Here is a 20,909-nt window from a genome sequence, read left to right as displayed (position 1 = left end):
GACTCGACTGTGCCCCAGGTGCGGTCGAGTCCTTGGCATGCCCATCACGTTTCCCAACAGACCAACAAGGAGCATCAATGATCAAGAAGCTTGCAGCATTATTTACAGTCGTATTCGCCCTGGCTCTGCTCACCGCATGTGGCAGTGACGACGAACCCACACCCGAGACTCGCACTGCTTCTGACGGAAGCAAGTTCAACGACGCTGACGTCACGTTCGCCACCGACATGGTGCAGCACCACGCCCAGGCACTGTCGATGGTTGACATGACTCAGGGCCGCGAGCTGGATCCTGAGGTCGCCGAGCTCGTCGAGGGCATCCGTGCGGCACAGGCCCCCGAGATTGAGCAGATGGTCGACTGGCTTACCCAGTGGGACAAGCCCATTCCCGAGACTTCGCGCGACCATGCGAACGCGCACGGCGACATGGAAATGGACGCTGACATGCCCGGAATGATGTCGGCCGACGACATGGCCAAGCTCGAGGCTGCCAGCGGCGCTGACTTCCAGCGGATGTGGCTGGAAATGATGATCGAACACCACGAAGGTGCCATCGAGATGGCCAAAACAGAACAAGAACAAGGCGTCTTTGGGCCCGCGGTCGAACTCGCAGAGTCGATCGCGACATCGCAAGACACCGAGATCACGACCATGAAGGACCTGCTCGGGTCCTGATCGCCCCTTGGGGTCGACCACCTATGTGGTCGGCCCCAACCCTTCATGCCTTGATCGACAGGAACAATCATGCTTGCCCGCAATCTGCTCGCCAGTTTCGCGATCGGCGCGCTCATCCTGACCACCGGTTGCGCCGCTGAAGAGGAGCCCGCCGCGCCCGCCACATCGGAGGTCCAGTCGCTGGGTCACGTCCACGGCCTCGGAGTCAACCCAGGTGACCAGATGCTCTATGCCGCGACCCACTTCGGAGTCATCCGCATTGGTGATGACGGTTCCCTGGCCAGGATCGCCGATCGATGGCAGGACACCATGGCGTTCACCATCATCGGACCCGACCACTTCCTGGGAAGCGGCCACCCCGACATGAGGGAAGACCTTCCACCTCATCTCGGAATGATCGAATCGACTGACGCAGCCAGCACCTGGTCGAGCGTTTCGTTGAAGGGCGAGGCTGACTTCCACGCCCTCGACGTGGTGGGAGACCGTATCTATGCCTTCGACTCGGTGACTGGCCGGCTGCTGACTGCGACAGATCGCAAGAACTGGTCGGTCGTGGCCGAGGAACCGGTCATTGATCTCGTCATCAACCCCTCAAACACACAAGAGGTCCTCACTTCATCGCCTGAAGGGGAACTGCAACTGCGTGGAGTCGACTCGACCTCGATCACTCTCGACTCTGCACCTCCGCTGGTCTTCCTGGGATGGCCCACGTCCGATCAGCTTGCCGGACTCGCCGCTGACGGATCGGTCTACTCCAGCAACGACCAAGGGGAGACCTGGGATCGTGTTGGCCGAGTTCCGGGGGACCCGGAAGCATTCGACGTAACGGGGCAGCAATGGCACGCCGCCACGGATCAGGGCATCTACCGATCCGAGGACGTCGGACGCACCTGGGTGCCCTTGATCCAGGTCATCTCGTGAACCGACAGCCAGGAGCACGCCGCGCACGCGGCGCGCGAGCCGATGTCGGCCGGCGCCGAGCGAACAGGCCACGCGCTGTTGGCAGGCGTCGAGCAGAAAGTGCGCGGCCACACCACCGAACGACCCGAATCCTGCTCGGCCTCGCAGTTGCAACTGGCGTCATCGCGCTCACCGGCGCGCTCACGTTCTGGAACTCGTCGCAACCAGCACCCGCCAACACGACGAAATCGTCATTGGCCGACACGCCGCCATCGCCGCCTTCGCCGGCGACGTCGCCTTCGCGGCTCTCGCCCATTGCGCCACCGGTCACGCTGACACCTCAGGTGCCGCAAGCAGGGACAGGAGAGTTCATGCTCGCCACAAGCGCAGGGGCCAGCACTGGACCTGCACCATTGCGTTACTCCGTAGCCGTGGAAGAAGGGCTCGACGTTGACCCGGCCGAGTTCGCCAAAATCGTCGACCAGACGCTTGCACACGACAGGGGATGGCGAAGCGTCGGCGACCACGAGTTCGAACGCGTTGCCAGCGGCGAAGAGATACGCATACTGCTCGCCACACCTGACACCGTCGATCAACTGTGCGCGCCCCTCGACACAAAGGGAGACGTCTCGTGCCGAAACGAGGACCGGGTGGTGATCAACGCCAAGCGGTGGTTCTTCGGCGCAGAGCCGTTCCAGCGGCCCCTTCGTGAATATCGCCAGTACGTCATCAACCATGAGACAGGACACGCGTTCGGATACCCCCACCAGTCCTGCCCGCAACCCGGGACGCCCGCCCCAGTCATGCTGCAGCAGACCCTCACGATGGAGGGTTGCTCGCCGAACCCCTGGCCCGCAGATGGCCCGCCCCACTAGCCAGCTCCCCATCAAAGGAACATGTACGTGAGAAGAAACATCAGAAACCGCGTCAGCGCCTTCGGCCTTGTAGCCGCGTTGGGCCTGACCGCCTGCTCTACTACCGACGACAGCTCTGACACCACCGCAACCGGCGCGGCCGGGTCCGCAACAGGGGCAACCGCCGCAGACGCAAGTCAATTGCTCAGCGCGCATGGAATGAGCGGGATGGATGACGTAGTCGAAATCATCGACCACCTCGACCGGCTTGGTGGATCAGAGCGGCCACAAGACCTGATCGCATCCGTGCGCCCTGACCAACTGGTGCTGTCGTCCGGTGGCGACGAGGTCAGCATCGCAATTCCAGACGACGCCTTCTACCTCTCGATCGCGCCATACGTGAATCAAACCCACGAGTGCTACAACCACTCACTGACCACCTGCACGGGAGAGCTCGCCTCCACTGAGGTCGAGGTGCAGATCGTCGACGAAACCAACGACGAGGTCCTGGTAGAGAAAACAGTCACGACGTTCGAAAATGGGTTCGTTGGCTTCTGGCTGCCCCGCGACATCAAAGGCACCATAAAGATCACCCACGACGGCAGGAGTGGCGAAGCGGACATCGCGACAGGCACAGACGATCCCACCTGCCTCACCACAGTGAGATTGGCCTGACCCAAACTTGGGCCGACCCGCTGCGCTGTCGGCGGTCCCATCGTCCGATGCCTTGCTCACGAATCGATCGCCCTCCACTTACCCTCCGGATTCAGCCAGCCCCAGGGTCGCCGGAGGCGACGTGCTTGCCCTTGCGCGCGCGGGGGCTCGTATCAGGATTGGCGGCGCCGGGAGCAAGGTGATTTGTGGTGGTGACGCGGGCCGGAGGTCCGTGTCCGAGGCCGGCGCGTCAGCGTCCGGCCCTGGTGTCCCGGATGGGTCACGTGTGACTGCGATGGGGCTGCCTGCCCCGTAGGGGTTGTCCTTGCTGGGTGAGGTAGGCCGCTCAGCGGATGGGCGGCCTACCTCGTGTTCAGGTCGTGAAGACGTTGAGGATGTCTGCCAGTTTCTGCGGCTGGATGCCGCTGTCGGCGAGGTCTTGGGTGAGGCGGGCCAGGCTGGTGTGCTGTCCTTCCGGGATCTTGTCGAGCGCGATGTGGGCGAGGGCACCGTTGCCGTCGAGCAGCGCGTTCAGTGCCAGCAGGGCACAGGCTCCGGGGAGGCTGGCCGCGGGAATCGCGCGACCGGCGTAGACCCTGACGGCGGCGAGAAGGGTGGTGGCGTACGTGGGCGAGGTGGGGGGTGGTTGTAGACGCGGGCGGTGATCTGGGCGGCGGTGAGGCCGAACGCGGCCAGTTGGCGATCAGGAAGTATCTGGCTTTCTAGCTCAACCGCTAGACCGGCCAAGACGGCCTCATAAACTAGCCGGGGGCCACCGCTGCGGAAGTTCGCGCCTCCTCCTGGACCTGCCACGCTCACGCCGGCGCCACCTCCGACCAACTCCCGCAGCAGCGGCCCCTCCCCTACGCTCGTGACATGCCCGAACTGCCCGAGGTGCACGCCCTGGCCCACGACCTCGACCAGCGCCTGCGTGGCCGTCCGATCACCCGGATCGACCTTGCCTCCTTCCAGGCGCTGAAGACCTTCGACCCGCCGCTGTTCGCGCTGCACGGCACGCTGGTCGAGTCGGTCACCCGCCACGGCAAGTTCCTCGACATCGACGCCTCGGGCGTCCACCTGGTCATCCACCTCGCCCGCGCCGGGTGGATCCGGTGGCGCGAGGAGTTGCCCGCGCTGCCGCCGAAGCCGGGCGGCAAGAGCCCGCTGGCCGCCCGGGTGGTGCTCGACGAGGACGAGGCCGGCCACACCAACGGGCTCGACATCACCGAGGCCGGCACGAAGAAGAGCCTGGCGATCTACGTGACCCACGACCCGATGACCCTCGACAACATCGCCCGACTGGGCCCCGACCCGCTGGCCGACGACTTCACGGTGGACCTGCTCGCCGAGATCCTGCACGACGCCGGCCGCGCGCAGATCAAGGGGGTGCTGCGCCACCAGGGCACGATCGCCGGCATCGGCAACGCCTACTCCGACGAGATCCTGCACGCCGCCCGGATGTCGCCCTTCAAGCCCGCCAGCAGCCTGGCCGACGCCGAGGTCGAGACCCTCTACGCGGCGCTGCGCACCACGCTCACCGACGCTGTCGAGCGCTCCACGGGACTGGCGGCGAGCGAGCTGAAGGGCGAGAAGAAGTCGCACATGGCGGTGCACGGGCGTACGGGCGAGAAGTGCCCGGTCTGCGGCGACGTCGTGCGTGAGGTCTCCTTCGCCGGCTCGTCGTTGCAGTACTGCGCCACCTGCCAGACCGGCGGCAAGCCTCTGGCGGACCGGAGGACGAGCAAGTTCCTCAAGTGACAGGCGCGGCATCACCGGCTCGTGCCGCGGGTGCCCCCACCTGTGGGCGGCTCAGGCGAGCTCGACCCGCATCATCGTCGCGCTCATCGTGGCGACCTTCATCTCGCTGCCGTCGGCGGCACGGACGTACGCGGCCCCCTCGGTGAAGGTGATCGTCCGGCCGGAGCGCACCACGTGGCCGCGGGCGACGAGGTCGCCCCCGACGGCCGGGGCGAGCAGGCTGACGTTGAAGTTGACCGAGACCACCTCGGAGCCGGGCGGCATCAGGGTGAGCGCGGCGTAGCCGCAGGCGGTGTCCATCGCGGTGGTGGTGAAGCCGGCGTGCACCAGGCCCTGCTGCTGGGTGAGCTCGCGGCGGAAGGGCACCTCGATCTCGACCTCGCCGGGCTCCACCCGGGCCAGTGCGGCTCCGACGAGCTTCATCGCCGCCTGGCTGGCGAACGAGCCGCGCACGACGGCGTCGAAGTCGGGGTTGCGGGGGATGTGGGACACGTCAGGCCTTCCGTCGGGGGGGGACCCGGTCAGGGTGCCACCTGTCCGTGCAGCAGGAAGGCGGCGACCCCGAGCAGCACCGCACCCGAGCCTCGTGTCACCCACAGCGCCACCGCTGGGCGGGTCCGCAGCACCAGCCTCGCGCCGGTGCCCACCGCCATGTAGACGACGAAGCTGCCGGCGATGTGCAGTCCGCCGAGCGCCAGCACCTGGCCCCAGACCGGCCAGGAGGAGCCGTTGTCGGTGAACTGCGGGAGGAGCGCCAGCAGCAGGAGCAGCACCTTCGGGTTGAGCCCGCTGACCCCGAAGCCGGTGACCGCCTCCCGGGCCCACGAGCCCGAGTCCTCCGCCCGACCCTCCGCGACCGCGGCCGCCGACGTCCGGAGCATCGAGAGGCCGAGCCAGACGAGGTAGACGACCCCGGCCAGGGTCAGCGCATCGAGCAGGCCGGGTCGCGACGCCATCACGGCAGCCAGACCCAGCGCGACCAGGACCGTGACCGCGAAGTGGCCCGTCAGCATCCCGACCACGGCCGGTGAGACGCGACGGTGACGCAGGCCCGCGCTGATGGCGTAGGCCCAGTCGGCGCCGGGGGTCATCGCGAACATCACGGAGACGCCCCAGAAGGCGGCGACGGTTCCAGCGGACATGGGAGCAAGACTAGGTCGCAAACGCCGGAAGGTGTTCCCGACTTCTTGCCCCCCATGCCCTCATAGCGCAAGGATCTCCCTCATGGACGTCACCGACCGCAAGATCCTTGCTGCGCTGCAGAAGGACGGCCGCCTCACCGTCACGGAGCTGGCCGAGAAGGTCGGCCTCAGCGTCTCCCCCTGCCACCGTCGACTGCGGGCGCTGGAGAAGTCCGGCGCCATCGCGGGCTACCGCGCGCACCTCGACCACGCCACCCTCGGCTTCACCTTCGAGGCACTCGTCTTCGTCACCATGCACAGCGCCGACCGCGACACCCTCGCGGCCTTCGAGGGAGCAGTCGTCGAGGTGCCCCACGTCCTCCAGGCTCAACGCCTCTTCGGCGACCCCGACTTCCTGCTGCGCGTCATCGCCCGCGACCTGCCCGACTTCCAGCGGCTCTACGACGAACGCCTCTCCGCGCTGCCGGGCGTACGCCGCCTCACCTCGACGCTGGTGATGAAGAGCGTCGTGGAGGACGCGCCGCTCCCCCTCTGAGGAGGCGGTGTGAAGGTTCTGCACGGATTCACCGTCGAGGCGCCCACGTCGCTCCGGCCTGTGCCACGGTGCTCACTCCACACCTGACCGGAGGGCTCATGCGCGTTCGTCCACTCGGCGCCGTACTCCTCGCGGCGGCGCTCGTCCTGGCCAGTGCCTGCTCCACCCTGGACCTCGAGCTCTCCTCGCACGGTGAGCCGGCCCCGACCGCGGAAGGGGCCTGGCAGACGCCGGGCGCCGGACACTTCGTCGAGGCCGGTGACCTCGCGGTCGCCCCGGTGCCCTCCGAGGAGGCCGGGCTGCTGGACGTCATGGCCGTCACCGCCGACGGCAAGGTCGCGTGGCGCTCGACCGTGCCGCCGTTGACGGACGACAGGCGCATCGTGACCTACGAGACCCACCGCCCCAGGATCGACGCGAGCGACGACGTCGTGGTGCTGCACCACTACCTCGAGGGTGGACGCTTCGCCGGCATGCGCACGCGCACCGAGGCCCTGACCGCCTTCGACGCCCGGACCGGAGCACACCTGTGGACCGACCGCGACGGGGCCAGCCGGGTCGAGGCGGTCACCGAGGGGCACCTCGTGGTCGCCGTCCACGACGGGAGGCACCTCCTCGCTGTCCGCGACCCACGCACCGGTCGCGACCGCGGCGTTCGACTGGGTCGCCCCAGCGAGCTCGGCACCTTCCTGATGGGCACCACCGACGACATCGGGTTCCTGATGCGCCTCGACGACCGGGGCACCCACGTCACCGCCCACGACCTCACCACCGGCGAGCGCCTGTGGCGGACCCGCACCGAACGACCGACGCACGAGCGACTCGACTCCCTGTCGACCTCCTCGTTCGCTGGCGCCTCGTCGGGGAGGGCCCTCCTCCAGGTGCGCGGTGACGACGGGAAGCCGGACCGGGTCGAGCTGCGCGACGCCCGCACCGGCAGGGTCCTCTCCTCCACCGGCCTCGCCCTCTCGTCGGCGGCGACGCACGACCCGGACTCGGACGTCGTGGTGCTGCACGGCGGCGGCGTCGACCCCCTCGAGCCGCACCCCCTCGACGCGATGTCGGCGGTCGACCTGACCACGGGCGAGGTCCTGTGGCACGTGCCTGCCCACGAGGCCCAGGACGAGCGCTTGATGCTCGTGGCCCTGGGGGCGGGCCGGCTCTGGGTCGAGAGGGACGTGTCGTTCTTCACCGGCGACGTGCGGCAGCGACCCACCACCTACGAGCAGACCCCTACCGCCCCACCGCGGGGCGACATCATCCTCGAACGGTTCGACTCCCCCCTCGACGGTCCTCCGGAGACCATTCCCGACCTGGAGTGACCTCGGCGCGGGCTGGGTGCCGGCTCGGTGCGGGCAGGGTCAAGGAGCTCGACGGCCGGATGGAGGTGCGGACGGCCGACGGGTCGACCACCGATCTCGACGGTCTCTTCGTCGCCACCACGCTCATCCCCGCCGCCCCGCACGCCGAGCAGCTGGGCCTGACCCGGCTGGAGAGCGGTGCGGTCGAGGTCGACCTGCTGGGCCGCACCAGCGACCCCCTCGTCTTCGCCGCCGGCGACCTCGCGCACCACCGCGACCTGCCGATGCCCTCGGGCAGCGTGCTCGCCGCCGCGGCGGCCGGTCAGGTGGCGGGCAGCGCCTGTCTCACCAGCCTTTTGGGCTGAGCCGACCACCGCAGGAGAATGCGGCGGTGACCCCGCCGCCCGCTGCCTCCTCCACCCCTGCGCGCGCCGCCGCCCCCGATACCGTCCGGGCGGTGCTGCGCTCGCCGCGGCGGCTGCGTACGGAGGCCCTGGCCGGACTGGTCGTCGCCCTCGCCCTCATCCCCGAGGCGATCGCCTTCTCCGTCATCGTCGGCGTCGACCCCCGCGTGGGCCTCTTCACCTCCGTGGTGATGGCGCTCTCCATCGCCTTCCTCGGCGGGCGACCCGCGATGATCTCCGCCTCCACCGCGGCGGTGGCCGTGGTCATCGCGCCGGTGATGGAGCGTCACGGCTTCGATCACCTGGTCGCCACCGTCATCCTCGGCGGCCTGCTGCAGGTGCTGATGGCCGTCGTCGGGGTGGCGAGGCTGATGCGCTTCGTGCCGCGCTCGGTGATGATCGGCTTCCTCAACGCGCTGGCCACGATGGTGCTGCTCAGCCAGGTCGAGCACGTGGTCGACGTGCCGTGGGTCGTCTACCCGCTCGTGCTGCTCGGCCTCGCGGTGATCGTCGGCTTCGGCCGCCTCACCCAGGTGGTCCCGCCGCCGCTGGTCGGCGTCGTCGTGGTCACCCTCGTGGTCGTCCTGGCCGGGATCGACGTGCCGACCGTCGGCGACCAGGGACGGATGCCGGACTCGCTGCCGCAGCTCTTCTGGCCCGACGTGCCGCTGACCGCCGAGACGCTGCGGATCATCGCGCCCTACGCCTTCGCGATGGCGATCGTCGGCCTGCTCGAGTCACTGCTCACCGCCAAGCTGGTCGACGACCTCACCGACACCCACTCCGACAAGACCCGCGAGGCGTGGGGCCAGGGTGCCGCCAACCTGCTCGCCGGCCTCTTCGGCGGCCAGGGCGGCTGCGCGGTCGTGGGCCAGACGATGATGAACGTCAAGAACTCCGGTGCCCGCACCCGCGTCTCCACGTTCCTCACCGGCGCGTGGCTGCTGCTGCTCGTGATCGGGCTGGCCGACGTGGTGGCCCGCATCCCGATGGCCGCCCTGGTCGCGGTGATGGTGATCGTCGCCGTCACCGCCTTCGAGTGGCACTCGATCACTCCCGCGACGCTGCGCCGGATGCCGAGGTCGGAGACCTTCGTGATGGTCACCACCGTCGCGCTGACCCTGAGCACCCACAACCTGGCCGTCGGGGTCGGCGGCGGCACGCTGGTTGCGATGGTGCTCTTCGCCCGCCGGGTCGCCCACCTGACCACTACCCACCGCGAGCTGCGTGAGGACGCGGAGGGGACGTACGCCCACTACCGGGTGAGCGGCCAGCTCTTCTTCGCCTCGAGCAACGACCTCTACACCCAGTTCGACTACGCCGACGACCCCGAGCGGGTGGTCGTCGACCTGTCGGCGGCCCAGGTCTGGGACGCCTCGTCGGTCGCCGCGCTCGACTCGATCGAGACGAAGTACGCCCGGCGCGGCAAGCAGGTGACGATCACCGGCCTCGACGCCATCAGCGCCGAGCGCCACGGCCGCCTCACCGGCACCCTGTGACCCTGGGAGCCTGGCACCTGTGACCCTGTGAGGCAGTACGCCCTCACTCCTGGTTCTGGCTCGCGCTCAGGCAGCGGGCGTTGCTGTAGAGGTAGTAGGCGTCGAGCTGCTCGACCTGCTCGGCGGTGAGGTCGTTGCTCAGCGCGGCCACGTCGGCCTGCGTCGCGTCGTCGGGCACCTTGGCCATGAGCTGGATCCAGGTCTGGAGCCCCGTGCTGGCCTCCTGCGACATCGACTCCGGGATCTCCAGCTGCGCGGCCTCGGCGGCGAAGGCCTTCATCGAGGCGACCACCTCGGCGTCGTCCTTCTGGTCGTTGGTCGAGCTGCGTTCGTAGTAGTCGCGGAACGCCTCGCAGAAGACCTCCTCGGCCGAGGGCTGCTCCGGCTCCTCCTTCTCCGCGCAGCCGACGAGGCACGCCGCCGACAGCAGCAGCCCGACACCCAGACCGAGAAACCTCATGGGCACAGGGTGCCGCATCACACGCCGTCCGACCGCCATCGGGTCCGTGATTCGGCCCACAGTCGGTCGAAGGCCACCGGCAGCGGCAGGGTGAGCGCCCGCGCCAGGCGGGCAGCGTACTCGGCACGGGTCAGCTCGACGACGCCCAGCGAGGCCAGGTGGTCGGTGCTCCACTGCACGTCGAGCAGCCGTGAGGAGGTGTGGCGGTCGACGAGCAGGTCGACCAGCCCCATGAGCGCGACCTTGGACGCATCCCGCGCCCGGTGGAACATCGACTCCCCCGCGAAGAGCCCACCCACCGCGACGCCGTACAGCCCGCCGACCAGCTCACCGTCACGCCACGTCTCCACCGAGTGGGCCCAACCCATCTCGTGCAGCTCGGTGTAGGCGTCCAGCACGTCGTCGTCGATCCAGGCCCCCGGCCGCGAGGGGTCACCGCAGGCGGCGACCACCTCGGCGAAGGCGGTGTTGACGCGCACCTCCATCGTGCGCGCCGAACGTCGCATCGAGCGGGTGACCCGCAGCCCGTCCAGCGGCAGCACCCCGCGCCGCCGGGGCAGGAACCACAGGGGCGGGTCACCGGGGTCTCCGCTCGGCATCGGGAAGAGCCCGCTGCGGTAGGCCTGGAGCAGGGTGCCGGGCACGAGGTCGGCGCCCATCGCCACCAGGTCGTCGTCGGGGTCACGGCGCACCGCGTCACGGGCGACCTCGGAGAGGTTCCACGTCGACGGGGGCGGCTCGAAGGGCACCCGCCGAGACTAACGCCGCCCCACGACACGACCGGCGGCGCGTTGTCGCCCACCCCTACGCTTGGCGACATGGGCATCCGCAAGAACGTGATGGGCACCGTCACAGGCAAGATCGCTCCCCAGGTCGCGCAGGCAGCGCCGGGGGTGACCTCCCGTGCCGTGCTCGAGGCGCTCGACCGCGCCATCGACGGGGTCGGCCCCCTCAAGCCCGCCGTCCACGCCGCGGAGAAGCAGCTCGCCGAGCACAACGGTGACGCCCTGCGCGCGGTGCGTGACGTCGTCGAGAACCACGTGCGCCTCTCGGGCATCCAGGGCTTCGTCACCAACATCGGCGGCCTCGCCACCGCCGCCGTCACGATGCCCACCAACGTCGTGGGCCTGGCGGTGCTGCAGGCGCGGATGATCGCCGGCATCACCCACCTGAGCGGGCACGACGTCGCCGATCCCCGGGTGCGCAACGCCGTGCTCGCAGCGATGCTCGGAGAGGAGGGCGTGGAGCAGATGGTGAAGAAGGGCCGGCTGCCCGGTTCTCCCCTGACCCTGGCCACCGCCCAGGTGCACGACCCCGAGCTGCGCACCCTGCTCGCCACCGAGGTGGGTGCCTTCCTCGTCTCCAAGGTCGCCGGACGCCGCCTGGTCACGGTCGCGGGCCGGCGGGTGCCCGTCGTCGGCGGCGTGGTCGGCGCGGGCGCCGACGGCTGGTCGACCTGGCGGGTGGGGCGTTATGCCGAGAAGGAGTTCACGCCGTTGCGCAAGCGGCGGTAGACCCCGAGGCCCGCGCGTCCCGGCGCTGACTGCTCCATGCCGCGTACGACCTTCTCGCGCACCCGGTAGCTGGGCCGCAGGTGGGCCCGGTCGAGCGCCTCACGGGTGTCGTGGAGCTGGCGGGCCAGGTCGGCCTCGACCTCGCGCAGCCGCGCGGCCTCCAGCAGCAGCGCCTCGATCGCGTCGAGCGAGGCCCGCGCCACCGAGCGCGCCGACGGCCGGTCGGGGTCCACCCAGTCGTCCTGGGCGACACCGGACGGCACGCCGAGCAGGTCGGAGACGTCACCGACGACGTCGTAGCCACGGGCGCCGATCTCCTCGACCCAGCTGGCCGAGAGGGCGCGCACCCACTCCTCCTGCTCGGGCGGCAGGGAGAGCCGCGGCGACTCCGAGCTCTGCGACAGCGTCTGGTGGGCAAGCAGCTCCCGCACCAACGGGCGGTAGTGCTCCGAGGGCAACGACTTGGCGACCCGCCGGTTGATGCGCCGCACCAGCGAGGTCTCCGGTACGCCCATCGAGGGGTTCGCGCGCTCCGGGGTGAGGTCGAGCCCCTCCAGGCCGTCGAGGCCGAAGGTGTGGCTGAAGCGTCGCCAGAGCTCGTCGCGCGGCGCCCCGGGAGCCGGCACGGTCACCAGGTGGATCCGATCGGGCGGCAGCGCCGCACCCCACCGGTTGATGATGTCGGGGATCTCCTGCACGCTCCAGAACCACGACCCGATCCGCGAGGAACGCCCCGGGTCACGGATCGTGTCGAGGAAGTCGGCGAAGCTGATCTGGGCGCGGTGCTTCACGTTTTCCTGCCACTCGGCCGGGATCTGGCGCACCAGGTCGCGCACCGACAGCACCAGGTGCACCTCGGCGTCGCCGAACGACTCCAGCGCCCGGTCGACCTGGGTGCGTGAGGCCTTGGCGAGGATCTCGTGGCTGACGATCGAGGTGCCGTCGGCCTCCCGCACCTGGGCGGCCAACCGGTCCCACGCCCCGATCGCCTGCTGCTCGAGACCGGCCCAGGGCAGCTGCATGAGGTCGAGGGCAGCGAGGAAGTGGGCGTCGAACCGGTCGGCGGGGTAGTGGACGCCCTGCTCGGCCAGCACCTCCTGGTTGCGGAAGAGCACGTCCTGCAGGTGCGAGGTGCCCGTCTTGGGGGTGCCCACGTGCACGAGGACCTTGCGGCGACCCGTCGCGTTCATGCCGTTACTCCTGATCACTCCTGGCCCCGCCACTCGCTCCGCAGCAGGCGGAGGGCGAGGTCGAGGGCCCCACTGGCCCCGCCACCGGTCAGTGGTGGGGTGTCCACCGGCGTCCCGGGGCCGTCAGGTGCCCACTGGCGAGGAGCCACAGCGTATCCAGCCCGGCGCAGGCGAGCCGCGACGCGGTCACCCCGCTCGGTGACCCACCCGCGGTGCTCGGGCGGCAGCACCGGCAGCCCGGTGTCGAAGCAGTCGTCCGGCAACCGCGGCAACAGGCCGTCGCGCAGCAGGCTGCGGTGCTCGGCCACTGGCGCGAGCAGGTCGAGAGAGACGGCGACCCGGCGGGCGAGCGCCGCGCTGGGGCGTCCGGGGCGGCGTACGAGGTTGCCCTCGCGCCGGGCAGCGCGCGGCAGCGAACGTCCCAGCGCCGCGGGCAGCTGCGTCTCGTCGACGACGACCTGCACCCGGTCGCGTCCGACGCGCGCGGCCCAGCGCTGGGCGATCGCGGCGATGCCGACGCCCGGCGGCAGGCCGCCGCTCTCGCGCCACTGCTCGAGCCACTCCTCCCAGCCGATCGCGGCCCGCTCGAAGCAGGCATGGGTCCAGGCGTCGGCCAGCATCACCGGCAGTGGGGCGCCCACCACGACGACCCTCGAACGGCGCCGCGGTGGGTGGCCGTGCTCGGGAAGGCGACGCTGCAGCTCGCTGCGCAGCCACGGGTCCCCGGCCACCCGCACCCGCGGGCGCCACGGTCGGGGCCGTCCGACGCTGCGCGGCACCGGGCCGAGCGCGACGAGGTCCTGGGCCACCAGGTGGGCGGCGGTGCGCAGCAGCTCCTCGTCGGGCAACGCGGAGGGGTCGACGGCCGGCAACCCGAAGCGGACGTCGTGCTCGGCGCCGACGAGCTCGTACTCCGCCGGGGCGCGGCCCGCGGGAGTCGCGGCGAGCACCCGCTCGACGAGTGCTGCGGGCACGCTGGCGCCGGCCGGGGCGGTCAGGTGCAGGCGGCGCACCAGCTCGAGCTGGGCGGCGCCCGGCAGCACCCGCCCGCCCGGTGCGGCGCTCCCCTGCCACTGCGACCACTGGGTCGTGCCGCCGGCGCGCAGGTGGGCCACCCACCCCCAGGCGCGGGACCGGCCCGCCGCGGCGTCGCTCACTTCGCCCGCAGCTGCCGGGCCCGGTGCTTGAGGACCTCGGTGACGGTCGGTGGCTGCTCGGTGCGCACGGCGGCCTCCCGGGTCATCGCCGCGAGGGCGTCGAGGGCGGCGTCGAGCTGCTTGCGCGGACGGATCCGGTCGGGGTCGACCCACCTGGTCTCCGGGTCGGGCCGGCGCGGACGCAGGTCCTCCACGTCGCCGATGACGTCGACGCCGCTGCCCTCGAGCCAGTCGATCCAGATCTGGGCCTGCTCCTCGACGCTCTCCCACCGGTCGGGCGGCAGCGTCACGGGGCGGCTCTTGCGGTTGACCAGCTCACGCTCGGCGAGCATCTCGCGGATCAGCAGGTCGTAGGTGATCTGGCGGCGTACGCCCGTCTCGAGGCGACGGTTGAGCCGCCGGATCAGCTGGGTCTCGGCGATGCCCAGGGAGCGGTTGGTGCGCTCGCTGTCGTAGGGCGCCCACGCGGGGTCGATGCCGAACGCCTGGCAGAAGCGGTGCCAGAGCACGTCGCGGCCACGCTCGTGGGGCACGGTGACGACGTGGATGCGCTCGGGCGGGAGCTTGGAGCTCCAGTTGTTGAGCACGTGGGGCAGGTCGAGGGCCCGGTGGAACCAGTTGTGGCCGGTGTCGACCCGCTTGAGGAAGGTCGCGAAGCTCCACCGACGGCCCTGCTTGATCGACTCCTGCCACGCGGCGGGCAGCTGCCGCCCGAGGTCGCGCGCCGAGTAGACGATGTGCACCTCGGCGTCGGAGAGGTCGTTCATCGCCTTGGCGATGTACTCGGGGCGGGCCGGGGCGAGGATCTCGTGGCTGACCACCACGGTGCCCGTCGAGCGCCGCACCTGGGAGACGAGGGAGTCCCAGGCACCCACCGCGTGACCGGTGGGGCCGCCCCAGTCCTCACCCAGCAGGTCGAGGGCGGCGCGGAAGTGGAAGAGGTCGGCCGGCACCCCGCGGCGACTCGGCACCGTCACCCCGTGGCCCGCGAGGTGGTCGGCGTTGCGCGCCAGGCGGTCCTGGAGGTAGGTGGTGCCCGTCTTGGGCGCACCGATGTGGAGGTAGACGACCCGGCTCATGGTTCCGATTGTGCCAGCGCCGTCGTCGACCGCCGGCTCCCACCAGCCAGTTCGAGGAGAATCGACGTTTTCCTCCGGGCCGGGCCGCGCTCCCCCTACGCTCACGCCCATGACGCCGCCGTTCACGCCTTCGCGCCGCACCGTCGTCCGCACCGCCGCGTGGAGCGTGCCCGTCGTCGCGGTGAGCGCCGCCGCGCCGGCCTTCGCGGCCTCGACCGTGGGGCTCACGTACAACCCGGGCGGGAGCGCACCGGACTTCGACGGCGCCTTCTACAACTACGTCTTCCGGGGGGCCTCCCTCACCTTCACCGGCGACGCGGGGCCCTCCACCCTCACCCTGACGGTGACCTTCGAGCCCACCTCGGGCGCTCCGCTGGTCTACACAGAGAACACGGCTCCGACGGGGTGGACGCTGGCGCCCCGTCCGGGCGGGAACACCGACCCCGTGGTCTTCACCTACCAGACCCAGGTCCGCGGCGGCGACGTCGTGCCGATCGAGGACGGGCTCTACTTCGGCAACGACGTCTTCGGGCAGGAGGGCACCTTCGTGCTCACCTTCCGGGCCCTCGGCTTCCCCGACACCCAGTGGCTGGCCCCGACCTCCTGAGACCGACTCGTCAGTCGGGCGCCCTGATCAGGCGCCGGCCAACGCCCGCGCGACCGCCGAGGCGGGCGACTTGCCGAGGGCGTCGGCCATGAAGACCGTGGTGTCGACGACTGCGTCGAGGTCGACGCCGGTCTCGACGCCGAGGCCCCGCAGCATCCAGACCAGGTCCTCGGTGGCGAGGTTGCCGGTGGCCGACTTCGCGTAGGGGCAGCCACCCAGGCCGCCCGCGGAGGCGTCGAAGGTGGTGACGCCGACCTGCAGCGCCGCGTGGGTGTTGGCGAGCGCCTGGCCGTAGGTGTCGTGGAAGTGCATCGCCAGCCGGTCGACGCCCACGCCCGCCTCGGCGAACGCGGCGACCATCGCCTGCACGTGGCCGGCGGTCGCGACGCCGATCGTGTCGCCCAAGGAGAGCTGGCCCGCGCCCATCTCCAGCAGTCGTACGCCAGCGCGTACGACCTGCTCGACGGGGACGGCACCCTCCCAGGGGTCGCCGAAGCACATCGAGAGATAACCGCGTACGTCCATCCCGGCGTCGCGCGCGCGGCGCACGGTCGGCTCGAACATCGCGAACTGCTCGTCGTAGGAGCGGTTCAGGTTCTTCTGCGCGAAGGTCTCGGTCGCGGAGCCGAAGACGGCAACGTGCTCCAGGCCGAGGTCCAGGGCGCGGTCGAGGCCCTTCTCGTTGGGCACCAGCACCGGCATCCGGCGCGCCGCGTCACCGATCCGGTCGACGAGCAGGCCCATCAGCTCGGCGGCGTCGGCCAGCTGCGGCACCCACTTCGGGTGCACGAAGCTGGTCGCCTCGATGACCGGCAGGCCGGCGTCGAGCAGCCGGGTGATCATCTCGGCCTTGACCGCGACCGGCACGACGGCGGACTCGTTCTGCAGTCCGTCGCGGGGGCCGACCTCGTAGATCGTCACCCGCTCCGGCATGGGGGCGGGGGTGAACGGCGCGGCGGGCACCGTCATCGGCAGGTCGCCGTGGCTCATGACGCGTCCTCCTCGGCAGGCTCGACCACGAAGAGGGTCGCCCCGAGGCCGACAAGGTCACCGACCCCGGCGCCGACCTCGGTGACGGTGCCGGCGAAGGGCGCCTTGAGGGAGAGCTCCATCTTCATGGCCTCCATCATGCCGAGCACCTGGCCGGCCTCCACCGTGTCACCGACGGCGGCCACCACCTCGAGCACCGTGCCCGGCATCGGGGCGGTCAGCGTGCCGCCGCCGGCCGCGCCGGCGGCGTCGGCGAACGGGTCCGGCAGCGCGAAGACGTGGCGCTGGCCGCGGTGCACGACCTCCACGTGGCCCGCGCCCACGAAGCCGACGGCCTCCTCACCGTGCGCGTCGATCGCGATCATCGGGAGGGCGGGCAGGTCGAGCCAGAGGGGGCCGCTGACGGTCACGTGCTCGCTGACGTGGACCTCGTCGGGCACCTCGACCCACTCGTCCAGACGGACGCGGCGTGGCGCCGGCGTCCCACCGATCCGCCAGCCGTCGGCGGCGAAAGGACCCGCGTCGCCACGTGTGCGCGGGCTGAGCATCGCGGCGGCGAGCCGACGCGCCGCAGCAGGGTCGGGCTGGGCGACCTCGTGGCGATCGAGCCAGGCGGTGTCGATCGTCGCCTCCGCGAACTCGGGGGTCTCCAGCAACGCCCGCAGGAAGCCGGCGTTGGTGGTCAGGCCGAGCACGACGGTCTCGTCGAGCTCCTCGACGAGCGCCCGGCGGGCTGCCTCCCGGTCGGCGCCGACGGCGATGATCTTGCCGAGCATCGGGTCGAACTGGGTGCTGACCTCCTGACCGCTCTCCAGGGCAACGTCGAGCCGGATGTCCTCGTCGCCGCCCCAGTGGACGTAGGACGCCGTGCCGGCCTGCGGCAGGAAGCCACCGAACGAGTCCTCCGCGTAGAGCCGCCCTTCGATCGCGTGGCCCTCGAGGGTGACGTCGGACTGGTCGAAGTCCAGGCGCTCGCCAGCAGCGACGGCGATCTGCATCGCGACCAGGTCGGGCTTCTCCCCGCGGACCCGCACGACCTCCTCGGTGACGGGGTGCTCCACCTGCAGGCGGGTGTTCATCTCGAGGAAGTAGAACGCGCCCGTCCCGTCGTTGGCCTCAGTGTCGAGCAGGAACTCGACGGTGCCCGCGTTGGTGTAGCCGACCTGCGCGGCCAGCGCGACGGCGGACGCGGTGATCGCCTCACGCTGCGCGCCGCTGATCGTGGGCGCGGGCGCCTCCTCCAGCACCTTCTGGTGGCGGCGCTGGGTGGAGCAGTCGCGCTCGAAGAGGTGGCGGACGGTGCCGTGGTGGTCGGCCATCACCTGCACCTCGATGTGCCGGCCGGACTCGACGTACTTCTCCACCAGCAGCGTGTCGTCGCCGAAGGAGTTGAGGCCCTCACGGGCGGCAGCGGCGCGCGCCTCCGCGAAATCGGCAGCGCTGCGTACGACCCGCATGCCCTTGCCGCCACCGCCGGCGGCGGCCTTGACCAGCACCGGGTAGGCGAAGGTCGCCGGGTCGTCGTCGATGTCGTAGGCAGGGATCACCGGCACGCCCGCGGCCACCGCGACCTCGCGGGCGGCGTCCTTGCGGCCCATCGCGTCCATCACCTCGGCGCTCGGGCCGACCAGCGTGATGCCGGCGTCGGCCAGGGCGCGGGCGAAGACGGAGCGCTCCGAGAGGAAGCCGTAACCGGGGTGCACGGCGTCCGCGCCGGCCTCCTTGGCCGCTGCCACGACGGCGTCGACGTCGAGGTAGCTCGCGACCTCGAGGCGTACGTCTGCCTCCCGCACGTGGGGAGCGTCCGCGTCGACGGCCGTGTGGATGGCGACGGTACGGATGCCGAGCTCGGCGCAGGTGCGGAAGACGCGCAGCGCGATCTCGCCGCGGTTGGCGACGAGCAGGGTCTTGATCGGGCGGGTCACGGTCATCACATCCGGAAGACGCCGTAGGACGGCGCCGGGGTCGGGGCCTGGGCGGCCAGCTCGAGGCCCATGCCGAGGACGCGGCGGGTGTCGACGGGGTCGATGATCCCGTCGTCCCACAGGCGGGCGGTGGAGTAGTAGGCGGAGCCCTGGGTCTCGTACTGGGCACGGATCGGGTCCTTGAACGACTCCTCGTCCTGGGCCGACCACTCACCGCCCTTCGCCTCGATCCCGTCGCGGCGCACGGTCGCGAGCACGCTCGCTGCCTGCTCGCCACCCATGACCGAGATCTTGGCGTTGGGCCACATCCACAGGAAGCGCGGGTCGTACGCCCGCCCCGCCATGCCGTAGTTGCCAGCGCCGAACGAGCCGCCGATCACGACGGTGAACTTCGGCACGACGCTGGTCGCGACCGCGGTCACCAGCTTGGCGCCCTCGCGGGCGATGCCGGCGTTCTCGTACTCGCGACCCACCATGAAGCCGGTGATGTTCTGCAGGAAGACGATCGGGATGCCGCGGCTGTTGCAGAGCTCGATGAAGTGGGCGCCCTTGCGCGACGACTCGCTGAAGAGGATGCCGTTGTTGGCGACGATGCCGACCGGGTGGCCCCAGACGTGCGCGAAGCCGGTCACCAGGGTCTCGCCGTAGAGCTTCTTGAACTCGTGGAAGCGGCTGCCGTCGACGATGCGGCGGATCACCTCGCGCACGTCGTAGGGCTGGCGCGTGTCGGTGGGCACGACGTCGTAGAGACCCTGCGGGTCCTCCAGCGGCTCCTCGGGCTCGCGCTTGTCGTAGGCCGGGCGCCCGGGCGCGTCGTACCCGCTCAGCGGCGGCAGGGTGTCGACGATGCTCCGCACGATCTGCAGGGCGTGGTCGTCGTCCTCGGCGAGGTGGTCGACGACGCCGGAGACGCGGGCGTGCACGTCGCCCCCGCCGAGGTCCTCCGCCGTGACGACCTCGCCGGTCGCGGCCTTCACCAACGGCGGTCCGCCGAGGAAGATCGTGCCCTGGTTGCGCACGATGACCGTCTCGTCGCTCATCGCGGGCACGTACGCCCCACCCGCGGTGCACGAGCCCATCACGGCGCTGATCTGCGCGAGGCCGCGGGCGCTCAGGTTGGCCTGGTTGTAGAAGATCCGGCCGAAGTGCTCCCGGTCGGGGAAGACGTCGTCCTGCATCGGCAGGAAGGCGCCGCCGGAGTCGACGAGGTAGACGCACGGCAGGTTGTTCTCCGCGGCGATCGTCTGGGCGCGCAGGTGCTTCTTGACCGTGATCGGGTAGTAGGTGCCGCCCTTCACGGTGGCGTCGTTGGCGACCACCATGACGTTGCGGCCGTGGATGCGGCCCACGCCGGCCACCACGCTGGCCGAGGGCACGGCGTTGGTGTCGTCGGCGTCCTTCCCGTACATGCCCCAGGCGGCGAGCGGAGCGACCTCCAGGAAGGGGCTGCCCGGGTCGAGGAGCCGGTCGACGCGCTCACGGGGCAGCAGCTTGCCGCGGGCGGTGTGCTTGGCGCGCGCCGCCTCGGAGCCGCCCTGGCGGACGAGGTCGAGGCGCTCACGCAGCTCGGCGGTGAGGTCGTGGAGGCTCATGGACCGAGGTTAACAACCATTAACCTCAGAGTCCACTGATCAGTCCACTGTTCCGGGTCCCGCTCTTCAGGCTCCCCCGTTGACGGTGAGCAACCGTTAACCTTCCACGGTGACCACCCGACGCCAGCAGCTCCTCGACATCGCCGCCGAGGCCTTCGCCCGTCGCGGCTTCCACGGCGTCTCGGTCACCGACCTCGGAGCCGCCGCAGGCATCTCCGGTCCGGCGCTCTACAAGCACTTCCCCTCCAAGGACTCGATCCTCGCCGAGATGCTCGTCTCCATCTCCGAGGAGCTGCTCGCCGTCGGACGCAGCCGGGCCGCAGCAGCAGCGGAGGAGGGCCCGCGCGCCGCACTCGCCGCACTCGTCGAGTGGCACGTCGACTTCGCCCTCGCCCACAAGGCGCTGATCATCGTGCAGGACCGCGACTGGAGCTCGCTGCCCGACGACGCCCGCGACACGGTGCGCGGTCTGCAACGCGACTACGTCGACCTGTGGGCGCACACCCTGCGGGAGCTGCAACCCGAGGTGACCCTCGACCGCGCCCGGGCCACCGTCCACGCGACCTTCGGGCTCATCAACTCCACCCCGCGCAGCGCTCGGGTGCCCGACGCCGAGATGCGCGAGCTGCTCGCCGAGATGGCGATGCGCGCCCTGGACGCCGCCTGAGCGAGCC

Annotated in this window: 22 protein-coding genes; 12 read left to right on the top strand and 10 right to left on the bottom strand. The window is 70.7% G+C overall.

Translation table 11 applies throughout. The annotated features are described in order from the left end of the window. The first annotated feature begins 77 nt into the window (after positions 1-77). The 5 genes from IEQ44_RS07865 (at position 78) to IEQ44_RS07845 (ending at position 4,840) form a co-directional block, all read left to right on the top strand. On the top strand, positions 78-674 hold the full coding sequence (locus tag IEQ44_RS07865; RefSeq protein WP_193637896.1) for a DUF305 domain-containing protein: 597 nt from the start codon (positions 78-80) through the stop codon (positions 672-674). Between the two features lie 69 nt (positions 675-743). Next, positions 744-1,595 carry a F510_1955 family glycosylhydrolase gene (locus IEQ44_RS07860; RefSeq protein ID WP_193637895.1) on the top strand — a complete coding sequence of 284 codons (852 nt, stop codon included), beginning with the start codon at positions 744-746 and terminating at the stop codon, positions 1,593-1,595. Continuing rightward, complete coding sequence (locus tag IEQ44_RS16890) at positions 1,511-2,449, top strand: DUF3152 domain-containing protein (RefSeq protein WP_227487123.1); 939 nt, start codon at positions 1,511-1,513, stop codon at positions 2,447-2,449. The genes IEQ44_RS07860 and IEQ44_RS16890 overlap by 85 nt, the downstream gene beginning before the upstream one ends. A 27-nt stretch (positions 2,450-2,476) precedes the next feature. Then, positions 2,477-3,103 carry a CueP family metal-binding protein gene (locus IEQ44_RS07850; protein ID WP_319804566.1) on the top strand — a complete coding sequence of 209 codons (627 nt, stop codon included), beginning with the start codon at positions 2,477-2,479 and terminating at the stop codon, positions 3,101-3,103. Positions 3,104-3,958: 855 nt separating this feature from the next. After that, positions 3,959-4,840 (top strand): Fpg/Nei family DNA glycosylase, encoded by an 882-nt coding sequence (locus tag IEQ44_RS07845; protein WP_193637892.1) that lies wholly within the window; start codon positions 3,959-3,961, stop codon positions 4,838-4,840. 51 nt (positions 4,841-4,891) lie between these two features. Here the strand turns inward: IEQ44_RS07845 and IEQ44_RS07840 are convergent, their stop codons facing one another. Together IEQ44_RS07840 and IEQ44_RS07835 are read right to left on the bottom strand one after the other, a co-directional pair. Next, positions 4,892-5,332, bottom strand: a complete 441-nt coding sequence (locus IEQ44_RS07840) for a PaaI family thioesterase (protein WP_319804565.1) — start codon at positions 5,330-5,332, stop codon at positions 4,892-4,894. A gap of 29 nt (positions 5,333-5,361) precedes the next feature. Then, a complete protein-coding gene (locus IEQ44_RS07835) occupies positions 5,362-5,982 on the bottom strand; it encodes a LysE family translocator (RefSeq protein WP_193637891.1) in 621 nt (206 codons plus the stop codon). 82 nt (positions 5,983-6,064) lie between these two features. Between IEQ44_RS07835 and IEQ44_RS07830 the strand changes: the two genes are divergently transcribed. The 4 genes from IEQ44_RS07830 to IEQ44_RS07815 all read left to right on the top strand — a co-directional run bounded on the left by IEQ44_RS07830 (position 6,065) and on the right by IEQ44_RS07815 (position 9,721). Then, a complete protein-coding gene (locus IEQ44_RS07830) occupies positions 6,065-6,517 on the top strand; it encodes an Lrp/AsnC family transcriptional regulator (protein WP_193637890.1) in 453 nt (150 codons plus the stop codon). Positions 6,518-6,615: 98 nt separating this feature from the next. Next, the gene (locus IEQ44_RS07825; protein WP_193637889.1) at positions 6,616-7,839 is read left to right on the top strand and encodes an outer membrane protein assembly factor BamB family protein; all 1,224 of its coding nucleotides are present in this window, start codon (positions 6,616-6,618) and stop codon (positions 7,837-7,839) included. After that, the gene (locus IEQ44_RS07820; RefSeq protein ID WP_319804564.1) at positions 7,836-8,183 is read left to right on the top strand and encodes an FAD-dependent oxidoreductase; all 348 of its coding nucleotides are present in this window, start codon (positions 7,836-7,838) and stop codon (positions 8,181-8,183) included. Before IEQ44_RS07825 ends, IEQ44_RS07820 begins: the two co-directional genes overlap by 4 nt. Before the next feature lie 26 nt (positions 8,184-8,209). Next, positions 8,210-9,721, top strand: a complete 1,512-nt coding sequence (locus IEQ44_RS07815) for a SulP family inorganic anion transporter (RefSeq protein WP_193637888.1) — start codon at positions 8,210-8,212, stop codon at positions 9,719-9,721. 43 nt (positions 9,722-9,764) lie between these two features. Here the strand turns inward: IEQ44_RS07815 and IEQ44_RS07810 are convergent, their stop codons facing one another. Both IEQ44_RS07810 and aat read right to left on the bottom strand, forming a co-directional pair. Then, on the bottom strand, positions 9,765-10,181 hold the full coding sequence (locus IEQ44_RS07810; RefSeq protein ID WP_193637887.1) for a hypothetical protein: 417 nt from the start codon (positions 10,179-10,181) through the stop codon (positions 9,765-9,767). Positions 10,182-10,198: 17 nt separating this feature from the next. Then, positions 10,199-10,930 carry a leucyl/phenylalanyl-tRNA--protein transferase gene (gene aat, locus IEQ44_RS07805; protein ID WP_319804563.1) on the bottom strand — a complete coding sequence of 244 codons (732 nt, stop codon included), beginning with the start codon at positions 10,928-10,930 and terminating at the stop codon, positions 10,199-10,201. A gap of 69 nt (positions 10,931-10,999) precedes the next feature. Between aat and IEQ44_RS07800 the strand changes: the two genes are divergently transcribed. After that, positions 11,000-11,695, top strand: a complete 696-nt coding sequence (locus IEQ44_RS07800) for an EcsC family protein (protein ID WP_193637886.1) — start codon at positions 11,000-11,002, stop codon at positions 11,693-11,695. Here IEQ44_RS07800 and IEQ44_RS07795 read toward each other — a convergent pair. From IEQ44_RS07795 to IEQ44_RS07785, 3 genes are read right to left on the bottom strand one after another with little or no spacing between them, the layout of a single operon-like run. Then, positions 11,653-12,885 carry a hypothetical protein gene (locus tag IEQ44_RS07795; RefSeq protein WP_193637885.1) on the bottom strand — a complete coding sequence of 411 codons (1,233 nt, stop codon included), beginning with the start codon at positions 12,883-12,885 and terminating at the stop codon, positions 11,653-11,655. The genes IEQ44_RS07800 and IEQ44_RS07795 overlap by 43 nt on opposite strands. Before the next feature lie 14 nt (positions 12,886-12,899). Next, positions 12,900-14,042, bottom strand: coding sequence for a hypothetical protein (locus IEQ44_RS07790; RefSeq protein WP_193637884.1), 1,143 nt, complete (start codon positions 14,040-14,042; stop codon positions 12,900-12,902). Continuing rightward, complete coding sequence (locus tag IEQ44_RS07785) at positions 14,039-15,121, bottom strand: hypothetical protein (protein WP_193637883.1); 1,083 nt, start codon at positions 15,119-15,121, stop codon at positions 14,039-14,041. Before IEQ44_RS07785 ends, IEQ44_RS07790 begins: the two co-directional genes overlap by 4 nt. Positions 15,122-15,230: 109 nt before the next feature. Here IEQ44_RS07785 and IEQ44_RS16885 point away from each other — a divergent pair, with 109 nt between their 5' ends. Further along, positions 15,231-15,728 (top strand): hypothetical protein, encoded by a 498-nt coding sequence (locus tag IEQ44_RS16885; RefSeq protein ID WP_227487122.1) that lies wholly within the window; start codon positions 15,231-15,233, stop codon positions 15,726-15,728. A 27-nt stretch (positions 15,729-15,755) separates the two neighbouring features. Here the strand turns inward: IEQ44_RS16885 and IEQ44_RS07775 are convergent, their stop codons facing one another. From IEQ44_RS07775 to IEQ44_RS07765, 3 genes are read right to left on the bottom strand one after another with little or no spacing between them, the layout of a single operon-like run. Further along, positions 15,756-16,718 (bottom strand): hydroxymethylglutaryl-CoA lyase, encoded by a 963-nt coding sequence (locus tag IEQ44_RS07775; RefSeq protein WP_227487121.1) that lies wholly within the window; start codon positions 16,716-16,718, stop codon positions 15,756-15,758. Then, positions 16,715-18,649: an acetyl/propionyl/methylcrotonyl-CoA carboxylase subunit alpha gene (locus IEQ44_RS07770; protein ID WP_193637882.1), complete on the bottom strand. Its 1,935-nt coding sequence runs from the start codon at positions 18,647-18,649 to the stop codon at positions 16,715-16,717. Before IEQ44_RS07770 ends, IEQ44_RS07775 begins: the two co-directional genes overlap by 4 nt. Then, positions 18,649-20,235, bottom strand: coding sequence for a carboxyl transferase domain-containing protein (locus tag IEQ44_RS07765; protein ID WP_193637881.1), 1,587 nt, complete (start codon positions 20,233-20,235; stop codon positions 18,649-18,651). The genes IEQ44_RS07770 and IEQ44_RS07765 overlap by 1 nt, the downstream gene beginning before the upstream one ends. Positions 20,236-20,344: 109 nt before the next feature. Here IEQ44_RS07765 and IEQ44_RS07760 point away from each other — a divergent pair, with 109 nt between their 5' ends. Beyond that, complete coding sequence (locus tag IEQ44_RS07760) at positions 20,345-20,902, top strand: TetR/AcrR family transcriptional regulator (RefSeq protein WP_193637880.1); 558 nt, start codon at positions 20,345-20,347, stop codon at positions 20,900-20,902. The last annotated feature ends 7 nt before the right edge of the window (positions 20,903-20,909 follow it).

It is taken from the genome of Nocardioides malaquae, from assembly GCF_015070385.1.
In the GTDB taxonomy this organism is placed as follows: Bacteria; Actinomycetota; Actinomycetes; order Propionibacteriales; family Nocardioidaceae; genus Nocardioides; species Nocardioides malaquae.
The sequence above is the reverse complement of the archived record's forward strand: the minus strand, read 5'-3'. Positions and strand labels throughout refer to the sequence as shown.

Bases quoted from the DNA above. Each gene is read 5' to 3' on its own strand.
- IEQ44_RS07765 (WP_193637881.1), bottom strand. From the start codon at position 20,235: ATGAGCCTCCACGACCTCACCGCCGAGCTGCGTGAGCGCCTCGACCTC.
- IEQ44_RS07795 (WP_193637885.1), bottom strand. From the start codon at position 12,885: ATGAACGCGACGGGTCGCCGCAAGGTCCTCGTGCACGTGGGCACCCCC.
- IEQ44_RS16885 (WP_227487122.1), top strand. From the start codon at position 15,231: ATGACGCCGCCGTTCACGCCTTCGCGCCGCACCGTCGTCCGCACCGCC.
- IEQ44_RS07825 (WP_193637889.1), top strand. From the start codon at position 6,616: ATGCGCGTTCGTCCACTCGGCGCCGTACTCCTCGCGGCGGCGCTCGTC.
- IEQ44_RS07865 (WP_193637896.1), top strand. From the start codon at position 78: ATGATCAAGAAGCTTGCAGCATTATTTACAGTCGTATTCGCCCTGGCT.
- IEQ44_RS07810 (WP_193637887.1), bottom strand. From the start codon at position 10,181: ATGAGGTTTCTCGGTCTGGGTGTCGGGCTGCTGCTGTCGGCGGCGTGC.
- IEQ44_RS07785 (WP_193637883.1), bottom strand. From the start codon at position 15,121: ATGAGCCGGGTCGTCTACCTCCACATCGGTGCGCCCAAGACGGGCACC.
- IEQ44_RS07860 (WP_193637895.1), top strand. From the start codon at position 744: ATGCTTGCCCGCAATCTGCTCGCCAGTTTCGCGATCGGCGCGCTCATC.
- IEQ44_RS07835 (WP_193637891.1), bottom strand. From the start codon at position 5,982: ATGTCCGCTGGAACCGTCGCCGCCTTCTGGGGCGTCTCCGTGATGTTC.
- IEQ44_RS16890 (WP_227487123.1), top strand. From the start codon at position 1,511: ATGGCACGCCGCCACGGATCAGGGCATCTACCGATCCGAGGACGTCGG.
- IEQ44_RS07775 (WP_227487121.1), bottom strand. From the start codon at position 16,718: ATGAGCCACGGCGACCTGCCGATGACGGTGCCCGCCGCGCCGTTCACC.
- IEQ44_RS07830 (WP_193637890.1), top strand. From the start codon at position 6,065: ATGGACGTCACCGACCGCAAGATCCTTGCTGCGCTGCAGAAGGACGGC.
- IEQ44_RS07770 (WP_193637882.1), bottom strand. From the start codon at position 18,649: ATGACCGTGACCCGCCCGATCAAGACCCTGCTCGTCGCCAACCGCGGC.
- IEQ44_RS07845 (WP_193637892.1), top strand. From the start codon at position 3,959: ATGCCCGAACTGCCCGAGGTGCACGCCCTGGCCCACGACCTCGACCAG.
- IEQ44_RS07800 (WP_193637886.1), top strand. From the start codon at position 11,000: ATGGGCATCCGCAAGAACGTGATGGGCACCGTCACAGGCAAGATCGCT.